This is a genomic window from Clostridioides sp. GD02377 (genome assembly GCF_045899875.1).
Taxonomy (GTDB): domain Bacteria; phylum Bacillota; class Clostridia; order Peptostreptococcales; family Peptostreptococcaceae; genus Clostridioides; species Clostridioides difficile_A.
The window spans coordinates 162944-181417 of the sequence record NZ_JBJODA010000001.1 but is presented as its reverse complement, the minus strand read 5'-3'; the positions used below and the strand labels follow the sequence as shown (position 1 = coordinate 181417).

At 27.4% G+C, this 18474-nt stretch carries 16 protein-coding genes; 10 read left to right on the top strand and 6 right to left on the bottom strand.

Going from position 1 to position 18474, the window contains the following annotated elements:
- Positions 1–314: 314 nt before the first annotated feature.
- The 4 genes from Q3304_RS00825 to Q3304_RS00810 all read left to right on the top strand — a co-directional run bounded on the left by Q3304_RS00825 (position 315) and on the right by Q3304_RS00810 (position 4731).
- Positions 315–2507: an adenosylcobalamin-dependent ribonucleoside-diphosphate reductase gene (locus Q3304_RS00825; protein WP_407813350.1), complete on the top strand. Its 2193-nt coding sequence runs from the start codon at positions 315–317 to the stop codon at positions 2505–2507.
- 68 nt (positions 2508–2575) lie between these two features.
- Positions 2576–3343, top strand: a complete 768-nt coding sequence (locus tag Q3304_RS00820) for a ribonuclease HII (protein WP_407813351.1) — start codon at positions 2576–2578, stop codon at positions 3341–3343.
- 57 nt (positions 3344–3400) lie between these two features.
- On the top strand, positions 3401–4417 hold the full coding sequence (locus Q3304_RS00815; RefSeq protein ID WP_054269759.1) for an alpha-hydroxy-acid oxidizing protein: 1017 nt from the start codon (positions 3401–3403) through the stop codon (positions 4415–4417).
- Between the two features lie 65 nt (positions 4418–4482).
- Positions 4483–4731, top strand: a complete 249-nt coding sequence (locus tag Q3304_RS00810) for a hypothetical protein (RefSeq protein ID WP_054269760.1) — start codon at positions 4483–4485, stop codon at positions 4729–4731.
- 174 nt (positions 4732–4905) lie between these two features.
- Here Q3304_RS00810 and Q3304_RS00805 read toward each other — a convergent pair whose 3' ends face one another.
- The 6 genes from Q3304_RS00805 to Q3304_RS00780 form a co-directional block, all read right to left on the bottom strand.
- Positions 4906–5403 (bottom strand): CarD family transcriptional regulator, encoded by a 498-nt coding sequence (locus tag Q3304_RS00805; protein ID WP_054269761.1) that lies wholly within the window; start codon positions 5401–5403, stop codon positions 4906–4908.
- 240 nt (positions 5404–5643) lie between these two features.
- Positions 5644–6708: an ABC transporter permease gene (locus tag Q3304_RS00800; RefSeq protein WP_219673599.1), complete on the bottom strand. Its 1065-nt coding sequence runs from the start codon at positions 6706–6708 to the stop codon at positions 5644–5646.
- Between the two features lie 2 nt (positions 6709–6710).
- Entirely contained in the window at positions 6711–7808 is a 1098-nt protein-coding gene (locus Q3304_RS00795) for an ABC transporter permease (protein WP_407813352.1), read from the bottom strand.
- A 13-nt stretch (positions 7809–7821) separates the two neighbouring features.
- A complete protein-coding gene (locus tag Q3304_RS00790) occupies positions 7822–8757 on the bottom strand; it encodes an ABC transporter ATP-binding protein (RefSeq protein WP_054269764.1) in 936 nt (311 codons plus the stop codon).
- Positions 8758–8945: 188 nt separating this feature from the next.
- A complete protein-coding gene (locus Q3304_RS00785) occupies positions 8946–9590 on the bottom strand; it encodes a response regulator transcription factor (protein ID WP_223152560.1) in 645 nt (214 codons plus the stop codon).
- Complete coding sequence (locus Q3304_RS00780; protein ID WP_407813353.1) at positions 9583–10743, bottom strand: sensor histidine kinase; 1161 nt, start codon at positions 10741–10743, stop codon at positions 9583–9585. Before Q3304_RS00780 ends, Q3304_RS00785 begins: the two co-directional genes overlap by 8 nt.
- Positions 10744–10927: 184 nt before the next feature.
- On the opposite strand from Q3304_RS00780, the gene Q3304_RS00775 reads away from it, so the two are divergent.
- From Q3304_RS00775 to Q3304_RS00750, 6 genes are all read left to right on the top strand, one after another.
- Positions 10928–11272, top strand: a complete 345-nt coding sequence (locus Q3304_RS00775; RefSeq protein WP_407813354.1) for a YraN family protein — start codon at positions 10928–10930, stop codon at positions 11270–11272.
- 30 nt (positions 11273–11302) lie between these two features.
- The gene (locus Q3304_RS00770; RefSeq protein ID WP_407813355.1) at positions 11303–12886 is read left to right on the top strand and encodes a YifB family Mg chelatase-like AAA ATPase; all 1584 of its coding nucleotides are present in this window, start codon (positions 11303–11305) and stop codon (positions 12884–12886) included.
- 18 nt (positions 12887–12904) lie between these two features.
- Entirely contained in the window at positions 12905–14005 is a 1101-nt protein-coding gene (gene dprA, locus Q3304_RS00765) for a DNA-processing protein DprA (protein WP_167640540.1), read from the top strand.
- 32 nt (positions 14006–14037) lie between these two features.
- Complete coding sequence (gene topA / locus Q3304_RS00760; RefSeq protein ID WP_054269770.1) at positions 14038–16125, top strand: type I DNA topoisomerase; 2088 nt, start codon at positions 14038–14040, stop codon at positions 16123–16125.
- A 165-nt stretch (positions 16126–16290) separates the two neighbouring features.
- The gene (gene codY, locus Q3304_RS00755) at positions 16291–17076 is read left to right on the top strand and encodes a GTP-sensing pleiotropic transcriptional regulator CodY (RefSeq protein WP_021384027.1); all 786 of its coding nucleotides are present in this window, start codon (positions 16291–16293) and stop codon (positions 17074–17076) included.
- A 116-nt stretch (positions 17077–17192) separates the two neighbouring features.
- The gene (locus tag Q3304_RS00750; protein WP_407813356.1) at positions 17193–18458 is read left to right on the top strand and encodes a replication-associated recombination protein A; all 1266 of its coding nucleotides are present in this window, start codon (positions 17193–17195) and stop codon (positions 18456–18458) included.
- Positions 18459–18474: the final 16 nt, after the last annotated feature.

The window sequence follows — 18474 nt, the reverse complement described above, 5'->3', positions numbered from 1 at the left end:
AAGAAAAAATAAAGAATTTACTATTTAAGTATTTATTAATTAATGAAGGTTAAAGTGATAAAAACATAAAAAAGATAAAGTATATAAAAGTAGAATTGGACTTTTATATACTTTTTTATATTATTTTAAAGTTTTTCAAGAATATGTTTTACAAGTTGAGAAAACTATAAGGAGTGTTATATTGAATATAAAATAGTATAATATATATTATGCTAGATAATTAATCTGAAAAAATACAAACATATAAAAAAGTTTGTTTAGAATTATAGTTAATAGGTGTATTAATTTAATACTAATTTATTGGAGGTCTAAAGATGAAGTACATAATAAAGAGAGATGGTACAAAAGAACTTTTTAGTAAAAGTAAAATTGAAGATGCTGTCTATAAGGCTAGTATAAATAGTGAAGGTGGAGTGGATAGAGATTTAGCGTATGATATATCAAGAAAAATAGCTAAAGACTATAACTCTATGGAAAAGTGTTTATCTGTAGAGGAAATACAAGATATAGTTGAAGTATTGCTTATGGAATCAAATAGGAAAGATATAGCAAAACACTACATATTATATAGAGAAAGACGTTCTGAAATAAGAACCAAAGCGTGGGAGTTTGATGAATTACAAAAATCAATATGGAAAAACAAGTATAGAAATAATGGTGAGAGTTTTGATGAATGGATAAAGAGAATCTCAAATAACAGTCCAAGAATCTCAAAATTAATAAGACAAAAAAAATTTCTATTTGCTGGAAGAATTTTAGCAAATAGAGGTCTGCAGAAAGAAGGTAAAAAAGTAACATATTCTAATTGCTATGTAATAGAGCCACCAAAAGATAGTATAGAAGACATTTTCGATACTGCAAAAAAACTTGCTAGAACATTTAGCTATGGTGGAGGAGTTGGAATTGATATTTCAAAGTTAAGACCAAAAGGAGCAAAAGTGAATAATGCTGCAAAACACACAACTGGAGCAGTTTCATTTATGGAACTTTACAGCATGACAACTGGTTTGATTGGTCAAAGAGGAAGAAGAGGAGCTCTTATGATTTCTATGGATGTAAACCATCCAGAGATAGAAGAGTTTATAGATATAAAAACAGACTTAGAGAAAGTTACTAAAGCAAATATTTCTGTAAGAGTAACAGATGAATTTATGCAAGCTGTAAAAGAAAAGAAACTTTATAACTGTACTTTTGAAGTTGAAACTACTGGAGAAAAAATAGTCAAGATAGTAAATGCATATGATTTATTTACTAAATTTGTGAAAAATAACTGGGATTATGCAGAACCAGGTATTTTATTTTGGGACAAAATAAGAACATATAATTTTATGAGTGAAGATAAAAGTTTTTGTTTTTCAGGAGTGAATCCTTGTGCAGAAGAGCCACTTCCAAGTGGAGGAAGTTGTCTCCTTGGTTCAATAAACTTGTCAGAGTTTGTAATACAGTCATTTGGTGAACATGCTACCTTTGATATTAATAAACTAAAATCTTGCGTTAGAGAAGCTGTAGTAGCTTTAAATGATGTGTTAGATGAAGGATTAAACTTACATCCATTACAAGAGCAAAGGGATAGTGTACATAAATATAGACAGATAGGTCTAGGTGTAATGGGTATAGCTGACATGCTTATAAAAATGGGAATAAGATATGGTTCTGATAAATCTTTAGAATTGTGTGATTTGATTGGTAAGACTATGCTGAATGAAGCTGTAAAGCAATCAGCATTAATTGCTAAGGAATATGGAACTTTTAGTGAATATAAATATGAAAATATCTCTAAATCGGAGTTTTTTATAGAAAATTTAAATGACGATACTAAGGAAATGGTTAAAAAATATGGGCTTAGAAACTCACAACTATTAACTATACCTCCTACAGGTTCTATATCTACAATGATAGGAATTAGTGGAGGAATAGAGCCAATATTTAATCTTTCATATATAAGAAAAACTGAGAGTTTGCATGATGAAGATGTATATTATAAAGTATATACTCCAATTGTTAAGGAGTATATGGATAAAAAAGGTATTACAGATGAAGAGTGTTTACCAGATTTTTTTGTAACTGCTATGAATATAGGATATGAAGAAAGGATAAACATGCAAAAAGTATGGCAAAAGTATATTGATGCTTCTATATCATCTACAATAAATATACCTTTTGAAACTACAATTGAAGATGTTTTCAATATATATATTAAGGCATGGGAGGCTGGTCTTAAAGGTGTGACAATATTTAGAGATGGATGCAAAAGGAGTGGAATTTTAATAAATGAAAAAAAGGAAGAAAACAATAAAGAAAATAATAAAAAAGAAGATAATAAAAAAGAATGTTATAAAAATAATAAAAAAGAAAAAGATAATAAAGATGAAGAATCCAAAAAAATAGTAAATAAAAATTTTGAAGAAGATGAGAAATTTGTGTGTCCAGAGTGTGGAAGTGAAGGAATTGCACACACAGGTGGTTGTAGTATATGCTTAAAATGTGGATATAGTGGATGCAATTAAACTTTGTGTTAGCAAAAATTTAATATATTAAAACTTATATTTTTACAAATGAAAGATGAGGGAATTGTATGCAGAATAAAAGCGTGAGGGAGATTAAAGAAATAATTGAGATTTTAGAAGTAGAAAAATATATGCAATATATAGAACTACTGAGAGTCGATGACAGAAAATCTGTTCAAAGTCTAGCTATAAAACTAGCTAAAAAATTAGATAATATTAGAAGAGAAGAAGAAAGATTAGAAACCATAAATATATTTGAAAATGAAGGTTATAATAAAGGTTATTTATATATTGGAGGAATTGATGAAGCAGGAAGAGGGCCACTTGCTGGACCTGTTGTAGCCTCTGTAGTAGTATTTAAAAAAGACACAAAAATAGAAGGTGTAAATGATTCTAAAAAACTAAGTGAAGCAAAAAGAGATGAACTTTTTGAAGTAATAAAAAAAGAAGCATTAGACTATGGAATAGGTATCGTAAATAATGAAGAAATAGACGAATTTAACATATTGAATGCTACATATATGGCAATGAAAAAAGCTATAAATTGTTTAAAACAAGCACCTGATTATCTATTGGTTGATGCAGCGACAATACCAGGAATTGATATAGCTCAAAATCCAATTGTAAAAGGAGATTCAAAATCTATATCAATAGCAGCAGCAAGTATATTAGCTAAGGTTACTAGAGATAGTATAATGTATCAATATGATAGAGTATATCCAGAATATGGTTTTAAATCTCATAAAGGGTATGGGACTAAAGAACACTATGAAGCTATTGAAAAACATGGAATAACTCCTATACATAGGAAAAGTTTTTTGAAAAATATACTGTAAATACAATATGATATAATGTATATGATATAAATTACTATAATAAATGGGGGATTAAAGATGGAGTATAATGAACTATTAAAAAATGCTAGAGAAAATTTAAATGGAAGTTGCAAAGTTTGCAAAGTTTGTAATGGAGTTGTTTGTGCAGGGGAAGTTCCTGGTATGGGAGGTAAAGGAAGTGGTTCTTCTTTTATAGAAAATAGTAAGAGTTTAGAAAAAGTAAAAGTGAATATGAGAGTAATACATGATGTCTCAAATCCTGATACATCTATAGATATGTTTGGAAAAAAAATGAGTTCACCTATATTTGCAGCTCCAGTAACAGGAACTACATTGAATATGGGTGGAAAGATTAATGAAAGAGATTACATAGAACCAGTAGTTGCAGGATGTGCTAATAGTGGGATTTATGCAATGGTTGGAGATACAGCAGTAGATGCTTTTTTAATGGAAAATTTGGATGTAGTTAAAAAGTATAATGGTGCTGGAATTGTATTTATTAAGCCTTGGGATAATGAAAATATCATAAAAAAGATAAGATTAGCTGAAGAAGCTGGTGCATTTGCAGTTGGAGTTGATATAGATGCTTGTGGTTTAGTAACTTTATCACTACATGGAAAACCAGTACTTCCTAAAAATGTTGAACAAATAAAAGAATTGGTAAACGCTACTAAGCTACCATTTATATTGAAAGGAATAATGACTGTTGAAGATGCATTAATGGCAGTTGAAGCAGGGGTAGATGCTATAGTTGTATCAAATCATGGAGGAAGAGTACTAGATTGTACACCAGGAGCATGTGAAGTTCTACCAAGAATTGCTGATGCTGTTAAAGGTAAAGTTACAATACTTGCAGATGGTGGAGTTAGAACAGGATTAGATGTATTAAAGATGATAGGTCTAGGAGCAGATGCAGTATTAATAGGAAGACCTTTTGTGACAGCTTCATTTGGTGGAGCAACTGATGGTGTAGAAACTTACATAAATAAGCTTCAATCAGAACTAAGTAGCTCTATGATATTAACTGGATGTCAAACTATAAAAGATATTGATGGAAAAGTTATATACAAATAAAATTTTATACAAAAAAGAGGAAAAATCATTTTAATGTAGAATAATTGTACAAAGGGGGAATTTATATGAGTAAAAAAGCTTATGAAGAAGCCTTAGTAGAATTAGAAAAATTTATTAATGAAAGAAAAGAAATAATTAAAAGTGCGGAGAGCTGTATTGATAAGTACATAGTTGACAGAACGCTACCTTTTGATTACAAAGATAAATGTGTGGAATGGCAACAAGAGTTACTTGATATTGCAGAGGCACAAATTTTAGAAGCAAATGAGTTAAGTGTTTTATTAGAAGAGAAAAAAGAACTTGAGAAAGAGTAAGTTTTACTACTAAGTCTAGAGGAAAATCAAGAATATGATTTACCCCTAGACTTTTTATTTAAATAAAGATGTCTATCTAATTAATCTATCTTTATCAATTTTAGATTAAAAGATTTGGAAGAATAGAGTAATCATATGAATAACTAAACAATTAAACTAGTATATAAAACTAATTTAATTGTTATTTTTTGAATTTAGTATATGGTTTTTCATTTCTTCTAATACAATTGTGTAGGATTTGCATTGTGCTGCAGCTAATTCTGACAAAGCAAATCTTTGAGCCTTATTTAGAAAATCTTTATCTGTGCTACATAGTTGCTTTGAATTATCTTGTATCATAAGCATCTTAATTAATTTTACAATCTCGAAAACATCTCCTGAGTGAAATTTATCCTGGTATAGTTTAAGTCGTTTTTTTCTATCAAGAACCCATAAACAATCTGCTTTATCAAGGGATTGTATAAAGTTATCAACTTCATTTTCATCCATAACTGGACGTATACCAATCTTATCAGCATTTAAAACAGGAATCAAAATTTTAAGATTACTATTGTAAATAACAGTCAATTCATAGTATTTTTGTATATGATGATTTACATCCTTTGTTACAAGACCACTTATATAGCAGGCTCCTTCTTTTGGATACATTACACTTTCACCGATTTCATACATATGGTTATACCTCCAAACTGAATTTTAGATATTGCAATTTGGGTACAATGCTTTAATTATCTAATAATTAATATTATATCATAAAATACTTGACAGGTCAAATTAAATGATATATAATAAAAAGTTTAGAATAATAGATATATATAATTAGATATAAAAATATAAGATAAGATGATTTAATATATTAAAATATCTAGTTAGTATTGTATAAAGTAACATACTAACTAGATTTAATAATTATTAATTTCTAGCAAAATCTCTTAATTTAAGACTTCCAGCTGTTACAAATACCATTCCAATAAGAATTAGAACAATTATATTTATTAATATATTACCATTATTATTAATAGCATCTATAGTCCAATAAAATGGTGTAAGCTTTGAAAGATTAGCCATAAAGGACAATTTATCAAGTGATGGTATCATGCTAGATATGGATATAGCTAAACCTATTAAAGAATAAAATGTAGATATAAGACTTATAGAACTTTCGTTTTTAAACACTCTAGCTATCCAAAATACGAATCCAGTAGCAACAAAACTATTTGATAGTACAATCATCAATGTATTTAGAGTTAACTTAAAATCTCTTGTAAATGTGAAACATACTAAAGTTAAGGTGTATACAATTGCTTGAGTAAAAAATAACCCTAAAAATATACTGAAAATTATTTTTATATCATTATGTTTTGTAGAGACAAGTCTTTTTAAGGTATTAGATTTTTTTAATGCAAATAAATCAGAAGCTAGATGTGCTGCGTTAATGTACATAAAATAACATATTAAGAAAACTATTAAAAACGAATTTTTATTCTTATCTGGACTGTTATCAATTATATTTGTCTTGGTCAATTTATCATCTATATTTCCATCTATTTTTAATTTTAATGAATTAGTAATAAAAGATTCTATTTGTGATTCTGCCCAAAGACTACCTCCACCATTTTCAGTTTTAAAACATTTAACCACAGGTCGTTTTAAGTTATCTATATTGCTTGAAAAATTTTTATCTAAAATGAAGACAGCAGAAACTTTATTGTTTTTTAATAGATTCATAGCTTTGTCTTGTTCGTCAAGTCCAAATGAGTTTTCTTTTAATTTAGAACTATCTATTAACTTATGTTCGTATTTTCCAGAAGAATTAGATACAATTGCTACTGGAGAAAAGTACATTGATTGATTTTCTGAGCTGCCAGTAAAAAAGTTAAGAGAAAATACTAATATAACAGGAAACAAGACCATATTAACTAAAAGAGTATGATTTTTTATATATCTTTTTATGTTTGCAATAATTAATCTAATCATTATTAAACCTCCCTCCACTTATATTTTTCTTTTATAATAGAAAGTGCAATCAATACTGTAGATGAAATTAGGCATATGAAAATTAAACTTCCTATTGAGTCTATAGTTTTAAACGTTTCATAATTACTGAACAATGTTCCTATTAAATAAGTAGGAGATAAACTTGTAAACTTAGTAAACACATCATTTACCATGCTGAAGATACCTCCAAAAACTGTTTGCAAGAAGAGTAATGCATAAACTATAACTGTACCATATTTCTTGCTAAAAAAGGCAGTTACAAAAGTAGATATTGAAGTCATAAAACAAGAAGATAAAGCACAAAGTAAAGTTAATATAGCAAAGTTACCTTTGAATGTTATACCAAGTATTCTAAAAAATAAAACATATAATAATAAGAATATAAATGAGTAAATCCATAAACCTACAAAATCATAAATTAAGAATTGTACTCTAGTTACAGGCATAGAGTAGAGTCTTTTTGAAAGTCCTTTTGACTCATTTATATAATTTGATAAAATATTATTCATTATAAAAATTATTACAAGGAATCCAAGAGAAACTAAAGCAAAGTACTCATAAGAATTTTGTTTAACATTATTTTTTATTATAGAAGCATCAATAGAATTCTTATTAAATAATTTTGAGAAATCTTCTGAACTTAATTTTTGAGAACTATTCAAATATAATTTTTCATGATAAGTATCTAAAATATCTTGAAGTAATATTGCAATATTATCACTAGATTTAAGTTTTTCTATACTTAGAGTATTTGATTTTTCATTTAATAAATTATTCTCATATCCTTTAGGTATAGTAAGTTTTAAGTCTGCCTTAGAATCATCTTTTTGAACTGTTAATACAGAAGATAAATCATTTTTTAAATATCCTGTCAAATTACTTGATAGCTTTGTATTATCTTTGTCATATATAACAATTGATGTCAAATCTGTTTTTATAGGATTTTGAAACATACTTTCTGTCACCATCCCAAGAAATCCAGCTAAAACTAGAGGTAATGCTAAGAAATATATTAAATTAAGTATAAAGGAGCTTTTTAAACCTTTTAGCATAGTTTTTACACTAATGTATAATTTCATAAAATCACCTCCATTAATCCCTTAAATTTTTTCCTGTTAGATTTAAAAACACGTCTTCTAGACTAGGTTCTTCATAAGATATTCTTGTTATTTTTGAGTTGTTTTTGTCAACAACAGATAACACATCTGTAAGCTGTAATTTTTTGTCTATATCTAATTCTAATAATGAATTATTTTCTAAGATAGATATAACACCTTTAGTATTTTTTAAATCAAATATAAGTTGAGCATTTATATTTTTTATTTCCATAATTAATTTTGTATTTGTAGATACTAATGATTTTAAATAATCATTATCTCCAAAAGCAATCTCTTTACCTTCATCCATAATAAAAATCTTAGAACAAAGATGCTCAACTTCTTCCATGTAATGAGAAGTATATATTACTGTAGTTTTTTGTTTTTCAGATATATTTTTTATAAAATTGAAAATATGATTTCTTGATTGAGGGTCAACACCTACAGTTGGTTCATCCAATATTAATATTTTAGGATGATTTAAAAGTGCTATTCCAATGTTTAATCTCCTTTGCATACCACCAGATAATTTTTTGACTTTTTTCTTTTTAACATCAGTAAGTCCTGTGACTTCTAAGGCTTCAGTTATTCTCTCTTGAAGCAATTTTCCCTTTAATCCATAGTAAGCTCCAAAGTACTCTAAGTTATCAAAAGGAGTAAGGGTTTCTATAAGTGCTAATTCTTGTGGAACTAATCCTATTATAGACTTTGCTTTTATATAATCTTTTGACAAATCTAAACCATTGATTTGGATGTTGCCACTATTTGGTAACATAAGATTTGTAATTATATTTATAAGTGTAGATTTACCAGCCCCATTTGGTCCAATAAGTCCAAATATCTCTCCTTCTTTAACAGAAAAGCTGATATTATCAAGTGCTAATTTATCATTAAATCTTTTTGTTATATTATTTACTCTGACTATATCCATAATAATCCCTCCCAAAATAATTTTGTATAAGTTAAAAATCTATAATACTATAATAAAGAATTATGAATCATAATTCTATTACTATAAGTCACTAAAAAAAGTGACTTAAGTCACTTTATATTTTTATTTATTATAAATGAGTTTGTGAGTAAGAAATTTTTTAGGGTATAGATTTCTTACCTATATATTTATATTACAATTTTATTTTTGAAGGCAAATATAACTAGTTGAGTCCTATCACGAAGTTCTAATTTACCTAAGATATTAGTAATATTATTCTTTATTGTACCTTCAGATAAGAATAATTCTTGGCTGATTTCTTTGTTGTTAAGTCCATTTGCGATTAATCTAATTATTGATATTTCTTTTTGTGTTAAATTATACATATCAGAAATATGTTCTTGTTCTATAGTTTTTTCAGGTGACATAATTTTTTCAGCTACACTTTTATCGAGTACAATATTGCCAAAAAACGAGGAACGAATCCCTTCATGTAATACTTCATCCGAGCTATCCTTTAAAAGATATCCTGAAGCTCCAAATTTCATAGCATCTTTTATGTACTCATCATCATTAAAGGTTGTCAAAATTAATAATGCTATAGAGCTATCATATTCTTTTATAAGTCTTGTGCCTAGAACTCCATCACAAACCTTCATTCGAATATCCATAAGAACCATATCTACATCATTTGTTTTACAAAACTCTAATGCTTCATATCCATTTGAAGCATCTCCTACAATTTCTAAATCGTCATAAGATGATAAAATAATCTTAAGACCTTTTCTAATTAATTTTTCATCATCTACTATAAGAACTTTGATTTTATTCAAAAAAATCACCCCCTGAAAATTTAGGAAAAGACGCTCTAATTGTGAATCCAGTATTAGAATTATCAAATTCAACTTTGCCATTTAATTCATATATTCTTTCACTAATACTGCTAAGTCCATTTCCTTTTTTTATATTGTTACACCCTAGACCATTATCACTTATAGTAATTATAAGATTTGAAGGATTAAATGTTATAAAAATTCTGATTTCAGTTGCTTTTCCATGTCTTGATGCGTTGGAAAGCGATTCCTGAACAAGTCTATATAAAGTGATAGATTGATTTCTAGATAAGTTCCAAGTATTTTTTGATATTGTTAATCTAACAGCGATATTTGTAAGCTTAATAAAGTTTTGAACCAGCTCTTTGATTTTAAGTAAATTTTGGTAATTTTCATATTCAACAGGTTTTAGTTCAGATATAGCTCTTCTTACATCTTGAAAACTTTCAGTTACAAATTCTCTAAGTTCATGTACTAAATCAGAAATGAGAGGTTTGTCTTTTAAGAGTTTTTCTATAGCATTTAATTGGATTATCGTTGTAGAAAGAGAATGTCCAACACTATCATGTATTTCTCTAGATATACGATTTCTTTCTTTCAAAATTGCTAATTCCTCTATAGAACTTGCATAAATCTCTAAATCAGCATTAGCTTTTTTTAGTTCATCTTTAGAGACTCTGAGTTTATCATAAAGAGTTTGATTGTATAATTTAGATAAATTCTCGTTTTCTAGATACATAGAAAGGAGAGTTATAATTAGTAATATGGAACTTGATTCTAGTGCTAAATATACATTTTTATCTAAACCAATAATAAAAGAAGATATTATAACTAAAGAGAATAATATGTATTTATATTTTTTCTTTATTAAAAATGAGGCATCCAAAATTAAAGAAACAAAGTAAAGTGAATTAAAAGTATTTGTATATGAACATAATATAAAAATTAAAATAAGTTCTAAAAAATAAGAAATAAGTATAAATTTATTCTCATTTGATAAAGAAAAAAATCTAACTTGATTATTTATTATTAGAAACAATATAATCATTGTTATAACTGGATACAATGTATTTCCAGAATTACTCAAACAACTTACAAGTAATATAGATAGAGATAAATATCGTACAAAAATAAATAATTTTTTTCTGTTCATTAAAGACATTCCTCCATAAAAATAAACTTTCCTTATGAAAACTAGCATAATATCATAAAAGAATAAAGTCAATAGAAGTATTTATTAATATTAATGGAAATAAAATCAATTTCGAAAAATTGAATAGTTAAATTGTATACTGACAATAATTTAAAAGTAAAAATTTAATGTATTGGAGTGAATAATGAATAATAAAGAAAAAGGTGATTTTGGAGAAGAAATAGCAGTTAATTATTTGCTATCAAAAGGAGCAAAGATATTAGAAAAAAACTACAGATTGAAGATAGGAGAGGTCGATATAATTGCAAATATAGGTAATGAGATTGTATTTGTGGAGGTGAAATCAAGGTCCAATATAAAGTATGGATATCCTTGTGAATCTGTAGGTTTCAAAAAGAGAAAAAAGATAATTGAGGTCGCAAAGTACTATATTATGAAAAAAAATTTACATAATACTCCAATAAGATTTGATGTTATAGAGGTTTATTTATTGGAAAAGAGAGTAAATCATATAATGAATGCTTTTTAAAAAATATAAAGTTTTTTGAAAGGATTAAAAATGTTAAGTATTATTAATTCAAGTAATTTAGTAGGAATAGATAGTTTTTTGGTAAAGGTTGAAGTTGATATAAGTAATGGTATACCTAGTTTTAATATTGTTGGTCTGCCAAGTAAAGAAATTAAAGAGGCAAGAGAAAGAGTAAAATCAGCAATTCTTAATAGTGGATATAAATTTCCAAATACAAGAATAGTTGTAAATTTATCCCCAGCAGATATAAAAAAAGAAGGAGCTTTTTTAGATTTATCTATAAGTATAGGTATTTTAAGAGGATTAATAAAAAAAGATGAAAATTACATAGAAGAAAGTATGTTTATAGGAGAGTTGTCATTAGATGGAAAAATAAGAAAAGTAAGAGGTATATTGCCTATTATTATAGGGGCAAAAAATCAAAATATAAAACGTATCTTTATACCAATTGAGAATACAAGAGAAAGTTTATTTATAGATGAAATTGATATAATACCTGTTAAAAGTTTAAATGAATGTATTGAAGTTTTAAATGAAGAAATAAAAGTCGATAAAGAAGGGATAATGTCTTTTTTGAATGATGAATTAGAAAGATATGACACCTATAAAGATTATAAACATACAAAAGTTCATAGTATAAAAGAGAGTAAATATGATGAAGATTTTAAAGATGTAAGAGGAAACTACTTTGTAAAGAGAAGTGCAGAAATTGCAGCAGCTGGTAATCATAATATATTTATGATTGGACCTCCAGGTTCAGGAAAAACTATGATTGCAAAAAGGATAAGGACAATCTTACCAGATATAAGTATAGAAGAAATGATAGAAGTAAGTAAAGTCTATAGCATATTAGGAATGATAGATGAAACTAAAGGAATAATTGATAATAGACCTTTTAGGGCACCTCATCACACAACTACAAAGCAATCCTTAATTGGTGGTGGAATAGATGCAAGGCCTGGAGAAGTTGCTTTAGCACATAGAGGGATATTATTTTTAGACGAAATAGCTGAATTTGATAGAAAAATACTTGAGACTTTAAGGCAACCCATAGAAGATGGCTATGTAAATATATCTAGAGTGAAATATAGTACAAAGTATCCTTGTAGGGTATTATTAATTGCAGCTATGAATCCATGTCCTTGTGGTTATTATATGTCAGACATAGAATGTAGATGTAGGAGCAATGAAATTGATAAATACATAAATAAAATATCAGGTCCATTATTAGATAGGTTTGATATTTTCGTAGAAGTTAACTCTATAAAATATGTTGATTTTAATTCTTCAAAACAAGAAGAAAGTTCTCAAAAAATAAAGAGAAGAGTAGAAAATGCTAGAAAAATACAAATAAATAGATTTAAGAAAGATAATATAAAAAATAATAGTGAAATTAAAGCTTCTAATTTATTAAAATATTGTAAATTGGAAAAAGAAGCTTCAAAAACAGCTGAGACAATATTTAATAAATATAATCTCAGTAGTAGAAGTTATACAAAACTTTTAAAAATGGCAAGAACAATAGCGGATTTGGAAGAGATGGAAACAATAAATTCGCAATGTATTATAGAAGCTTTTTCATTTAGAAAGGCTTATTATAGTTATTTTAAATAAGTTTTTGAGGTGGATTTTATGGAAAAAAGAGATATCTATTTATGGTTAAAATCAATTAGTGGAATAACAACAAAAACAATTGAAATAATAGAAAATGAAGTAGTAAATATTGAAGATATATTTGATTTTTCTGAAAAAGAAATATATAATTTAAAAAATATAAGCTTGAATATTAGAAAAAATATAGTAAAATATAGAGGTCACGCTTATTTAGAAAATATAAAAGAACTTCTTTATAAAAAAACAATTAAATATATTTGTCAATATGATAAAGAATATCCTGAGAAATTAAAAAATATATACAATGCTCCAAAATTATTATTTTATAAAGGTGATATAGGTCTAGTTAATGATAATTTTAATATAGCTATGGTAGGTTCAAGAAAACCTACAGCTTATGGAATTAGTTGTGCAAAAACAATTAGTTGTCAACTATCCCAGTATGGGGTTAATATAGTAAGTGGATTAGCTATAGGAATAGATGCATACTCACATATAGGTTGTATGAATGGAAAATCTAAAACTATAGCAGTGCTTGGCTCAGGAGTAGACAATCCTCTTCCAAAACAAAATTTATATTTATCAAATAAAATATTAGAAAATGGGGGATTATTATTATCAGAGTATAATATTAACTCAACAGTAGCACCGTATCATTTTTCTAATAGGAATAGAATTATTAGCGGATTAAGTGATGGAGTAGTGGTTGTAGAAGCAGCAATGAGAAGTGGTGCATTAATCACAGTTGATTTTGCTCTTGAACATGGAAAAAATGTTTTCGCAATACCTGGTAATATAAATTCTCAAATGAGTAGAGGTTGTCATAAAATTATAAAAGAAGGTGCAAAATTAATTGAAAATATAGATGATATTTTGAATGAATATAACATATTTAATATTATTGATAAAAAAATAAATCAAAAATATGATAATATAAGTTTAAATGCCAAGTCTAAGCAAATAATTGAGGCTATAAAAAGAGAAGGAAACTTGCATATAGATAGTATTTGTGATTATACTGGTATAGAAATAAAGTATGTAAATTCAATAATCAATGAATTAGTACTAAATGAGTTAGTAGTAGAAATGAATAATAAAACGTACAGTTTGAATGTATAAATTAAGATTAGGTAGTGGGGGTGTGTGGTTTTATGGCCAAAACATTAGTCATCGTAGAATCGCCTGCAAAAGCTAAGACCATAGAAAAATTTTTAGGAAAAAGTCATTACACAGTGAAAGCATCAGTTGGTCATGTCAGAGATTTGCCTAAAAGTAAATTAGGTGTAGATATAGAAAATAATTTTGAACCTCAATATATAAACATAAGAGGTAAAGGCGATGTAATAAAAGAATTAAAAAAAGAAGCTAAGAAGTCTAAACAAGTCTATCTAGCAACTGACCCTGATAGAGAGGGTGAAGCTATATCATGGCATTTAGCTCATATACTAAATTTAGATGAATCTGAAGATTGTAGAATAGAGTTTAATGAAATAACTAAGGATGCAATTAAAAAAGCAATTAAGCATCCTAGAAATATTGATATAAACTTAGTTGATGCACAACAAGCAAGAAGAGTATTAGACAGACTTCTAGGTTATCAGATAAGCCCTATATTGTGGCAAAAGGTTAGAAAAGGTCTTAGTGCAGGTAGAGTGCAATCTGTTACAACAAAATTAATTTGTGATAGAGAAAAAGAAATAAAAGCATTTATTCCAAAAGAATATTGGACAATAGATGTTGAAGCAAAGACAGCAAAAGACAAAGATATAACTTTAAAATTTTATGGTAAGAATGATGAAAAAATTGAATTAGAAAATGAAGAAGCTGTAAATGAAATATTAAAAGAAATGGAAGGAAAAGATTTAAAAGTTGAGAAGATAGAATCTAAATCAAGACGTAAATCAGCTCCAAAACCATTTACAACAAGTATGCTTCAACAAGAAGGGGCAAATAAGCTATTTTTCACTACTAAAAAGACAATGATGATAGCACAAGAATTATATGAAGGTATAGACATAGAAGGTGAAGGTACTGTCGGTCTTATATCTTATATAAGAACTGACTCTAAGAGAATATCTGATGAGGCAAGAGAAAAGGCTGAAGGTTATATAGTAAGTAATTTAGGAGAAAATTACTATAAAAATAATAGTGATAAAAAAGAAAAAAAAGATACTAAAAAAGTCCAAGATGCACATGAGGCAATAAGACCAACTTCTGTTGACAGAACACCAGATAGTATAAAAGCTTCACTGAGCAAAGACCAGTACAAGTTATATAATTTAATTTGGAGAAGATTTGTGGCTAGTCAAATGGAGGATTCAGTATTCGATATATTAAATGTAGAATGTAAAATAGGAGACCTTGTGTTTAAAGCAACTGGTTCAAAAATGAAGTTTGATGGTTATACTAAAGTATACAATTTTTCAGAAAGAGAAGATAAAATTTTACCAAGTATAGACAAGGGAGATATATTAAATATAGAAAATATATTACCAGACCAACACTTTACACAACCACCAGCAAGATATACAGAGGCTAGTCTAGTAAAAACACTAGAGGAACTAGGTATAGGTAGACCAAGTACGTATGCTCCAACAATAGCTACTATATTAAATAGAGAATATGTTGAAAAGCAAGGAACAAGCCTATGTCCAACAGAACTTGGAATAATAGTTACTGATATTTTAGAAAATAATTTTCATAAATTTATAGATGTAGATTTTACTGCTGATATGGAAAGTAAACTTGATGTTATAGAAGAAGGGAATACAGATTGGAAAGAGATTGTATCTGAATCGTATGCTCCACTTAAAGAAGCTATAGAAGAAGCACTTGAAAATATAGAAAAAATAAATATGGATGAAGAAACTGATGAAATATGTGAAAATTGTGGTTCTAATATGGTTATAAAATATGGTAGATTTGGAAAGTTTATGGCTTGTAAAAACTATCCTGATTGTAAAACAACTAGACCAATTATGAATAAAATTGGTGTTAAATGTCCAAAATGTGAAGAAGGAGATATTATACTTAGAAAATCCAAAAGAGGTAAAGCTTTTTATGGATGTTCTAATTATCCAAACTGTGACTTTGTAGCTTGGAATAAGCCAACAGGAGAGTTCTGTGAGAAGTGTGGTTCATATATGGTTGAAAAAGTGACTAAATCTGAAACAAAAACAGTATGTTCTAATAAAGAATGTAACAAAGAGTCAAAAGAGCATAATGACGGAAAAGAGTGAAAATTGAAAAAAATCACATAATTCTCTTGAAAAAGGTTCCAATCTATGATAATCTTTCAAGTGTAAACAACTAATATAAAAAATAAATTTTCGTTATAAATGAAAATAATATTAGAAAATATAAAAGGTTATTAAAAGGCCCAAATTTCATGAGGAGATGATTAAATGGCAAGTGAAGTGTTACAAAAAACAAGGAAAATAAATAAAACATTACAAACAAGTGGTGGAAGTAGTGTCTCTTTTGATTTACTGGCCGGAGCATTAGGAGATGTTTTAAATTCTAATGTTTATGTAGTAAGTGCAAAAGGTAAAGTACTAGGTCTTCATTTAAATGATGCTCAAGACAGTTCAGTTATAGAAGATGAGTATACTAAACAAAAGAAATTTTCAGATGAATATACTCAAAATGTGTTAAAGATTGATGAGACATTAGAAAATTTAAATGGTGAAAAGATATTAGAAATTTTCCCAGAAGAACATGGAAGATTACAAAAATATACCACAGTAGTACCAATTTTAGGTAGTGGTCAAAGACTAGGAACATTAGTACTTTCGAGATATTCAGCTTCATTTAATGATGATGATTTAGTAATAGCTGAATATAGTGCAACTGTTGTTGGTTTAGAAATATTAAGAGCGATAGGCGAAGAATTAGAAGAAGAAATGAGAAAGAAAGCTGTAGTTCAAATGGCAATAGGTACTCTGTCCTACTCCGAACTTGAAGCAGTTGAGCATATTTTTGCTGAGTTAGATGGTAAAGAAGGTTTACTTGTTGCAAGTAAGATAGCTGATAGAGTTGGTATAACTAGATCAGTAATAGTAAATGCACTTAGAAAATTTGAGAGTGCAGGTGTGATAGAATCAAGATCATTAGGTATGAAAGGTACTCATATAAGAATACTTAATGATAAACTTACAGATGAATTGAAAAAATTAAAAAACAATCAATAATCTATATTTTATAGGTTGAGATTAGAAAAGGTATCTATTTCAAATAGATACCTTTTTTAGACGAATTATTGAAATAATTATAGAGTAAGTATTTTAATCAAAAAAGGAGTGAGGATATGCCTTTAGCAGATAGAATAAGACCAAAAACAATGAATGATGTAATAGGTCAAAGTCATATAATAGGTAATGGCAAAATATTGTCTAAGATATTACAATCTAATTTTTTGCCAAATATGATATTTTTTGGTCCTCCAGGTGTTGGAAAAACCACAGTGGCAGAAATAATAGCAGAAAAAAGCAATAAAAATTTCTACAAAATAAATGCTACAAACTCATCTCTAGAAGATATAAAAAAGGTGATATCAGAACTTGGAAGTATAAATAATATAAATGGAGTTTTGTTATATATAGATGAAATACAAAGTTTTAATAAAAAACAACAACAATCAATATTAGAATTTATGGAAAATGGAAGTATAACCTTAATTGCTAGTACCACAGAAAATCCATACCATTATGTGTATAAAGCTCTTTTAAGCAGGTCTACTGTGTTTGAGTTTAAACCTTTAGAGAAGTTTGATATAAAAAAAGGTTTGGAAAGAGCTATTGAAGTATTAAATGAAGATAGTTATATGGATATTGAATGTAATAAGGATGCGATTGAAGATATAGCTATTCTTTCTGATGGAGATATGAGAAGAGCTTTGAATATTTTGGAAATGGTAGTTTATTCAACCAAACCAAATAAAGATAATATAACTCACATAGATTCAGATGTAATAAAGTCATCTACATTTAATAAGATTATAAATTATGATAAAAATGGTGATAGTCATTATGACATTTTAAGTGCATTCCAAAAATCTATAAGGGGAAGTGACCCACAAGCGTCTATACATTATCTAGCAAGACTTATAAAAGGTGGAGATTTGATAAGTATATGTAGAAGACTTTTAGTAATAGCTAGTGAAGATATAGGTCTAGCTTATCCAAATGCTATTATGATTGTAAAGGCATGTGTAGATTCGGCTATGCAACTTGGATTTCCAGAAGCAAAAATACCATTGGCAGAAGCTACTATTCTTTTAGCTACATCTCCAAAATCTAATTCTGCATGTATGGCAATAATGAAAGCTATGGAGGACTTAGATAAAGAGTTTGTTAAGGACATACCAAATAGTATAAAAGATGCTCATTATTCTGGTTCTAAAGATATAGGTAGGGGTTGTGGATACAAATATCCTCATAACTTTAAAAATCATTATGTAAAGCAACAGTATTTACCAGATAGCATAAAAGATAGTATCTATTACATACCACAAGAAAATAAAACTGAAAAAAATATAAAGAAATATTTAGAATATCTAGACAGTGATTTTTAAACTGGACTTTATGTAT

Excerpts from the sequence above, each read along its gene's own strand:
- Q3304_RS00825 (WP_407813350.1), top strand. The coding sequence starts at position 315 with ATGAAGTACATAATAAAGAGAGATGGTACAAAAGAACTTTTTAGTAAA.
- Q3304_RS00820 (WP_407813351.1), top strand. The coding sequence starts at position 2,576 with ATGCAGAATAAAAGCGTGAGGGAGATTAAAGAAATAATTGAGATTTTA.
- Q3304_RS00815 (WP_054269759.1), top strand. The coding sequence starts at position 3,401 with ATGGAGTATAATGAACTATTAAAAAATGCTAGAGAAAATTTAAATGGA.
- Q3304_RS00810 (WP_054269760.1), top strand. The coding sequence starts at position 4,483 with ATGAGTAAAAAAGCTTATGAAGAAGCCTTAGTAGAATTAGAAAAATTT.
- Q3304_RS00805 (WP_054269761.1), bottom strand. The coding sequence starts at position 5,403 with ATGTATGAAATCGGTGAAAGTGTAATGTATCCAAAAGAAGGAGCCTGC.
- Q3304_RS00800 (WP_219673599.1), bottom strand. The coding sequence starts at position 6,708 with ATGATTAGATTAATTATTGCAAACATAAAAAGATATATAAAAAATCAT.
- Q3304_RS00795 (WP_407813352.1), bottom strand. The coding sequence starts at position 7,808 with ATGAAATTATACATTAGTGTAAAAACTATGCTAAAAGGTTTAAAAAGC.
- Q3304_RS00790 (WP_054269764.1), bottom strand. The coding sequence starts at position 8,757 with ATGGATATAGTCAGAGTAAATAATATAACAAAAAGATTTAATGATAAA.
- Q3304_RS00780 (WP_407813353.1), bottom strand. The coding sequence starts at position 10,743 with ATGAACAGAAAAAAATTATTTATTTTTGTACGATATTTATCTCTATCT.
- Q3304_RS00775 (WP_407813354.1), top strand. The coding sequence starts at position 10,928 with ATGAATAATAAAGAAAAAGGTGATTTTGGAGAAGAAATAGCAGTTAAT.
- Q3304_RS00770 (WP_407813355.1), top strand. The coding sequence starts at position 11,303 with ATGTTAAGTATTATTAATTCAAGTAATTTAGTAGGAATAGATAGTTTT.
- dprA (WP_167640540.1), top strand. The coding sequence starts at position 12,905 with ATGGAAAAAAGAGATATCTATTTATGGTTAAAATCAATTAGTGGAATA.
- topA (WP_054269770.1), top strand. The coding sequence starts at position 14,038 with ATGGCCAAAACATTAGTCATCGTAGAATCGCCTGCAAAAGCTAAGACC.
- codY (WP_021384027.1), top strand. The coding sequence starts at position 16,291 with ATGGCAAGTGAAGTGTTACAAAAAACAAGGAAAATAAATAAAACATTA.
- Q3304_RS00750 (WP_407813356.1), top strand. The coding sequence starts at position 17,193 with ATGCCTTTAGCAGATAGAATAAGACCAAAAACAATGAATGATGTAATA.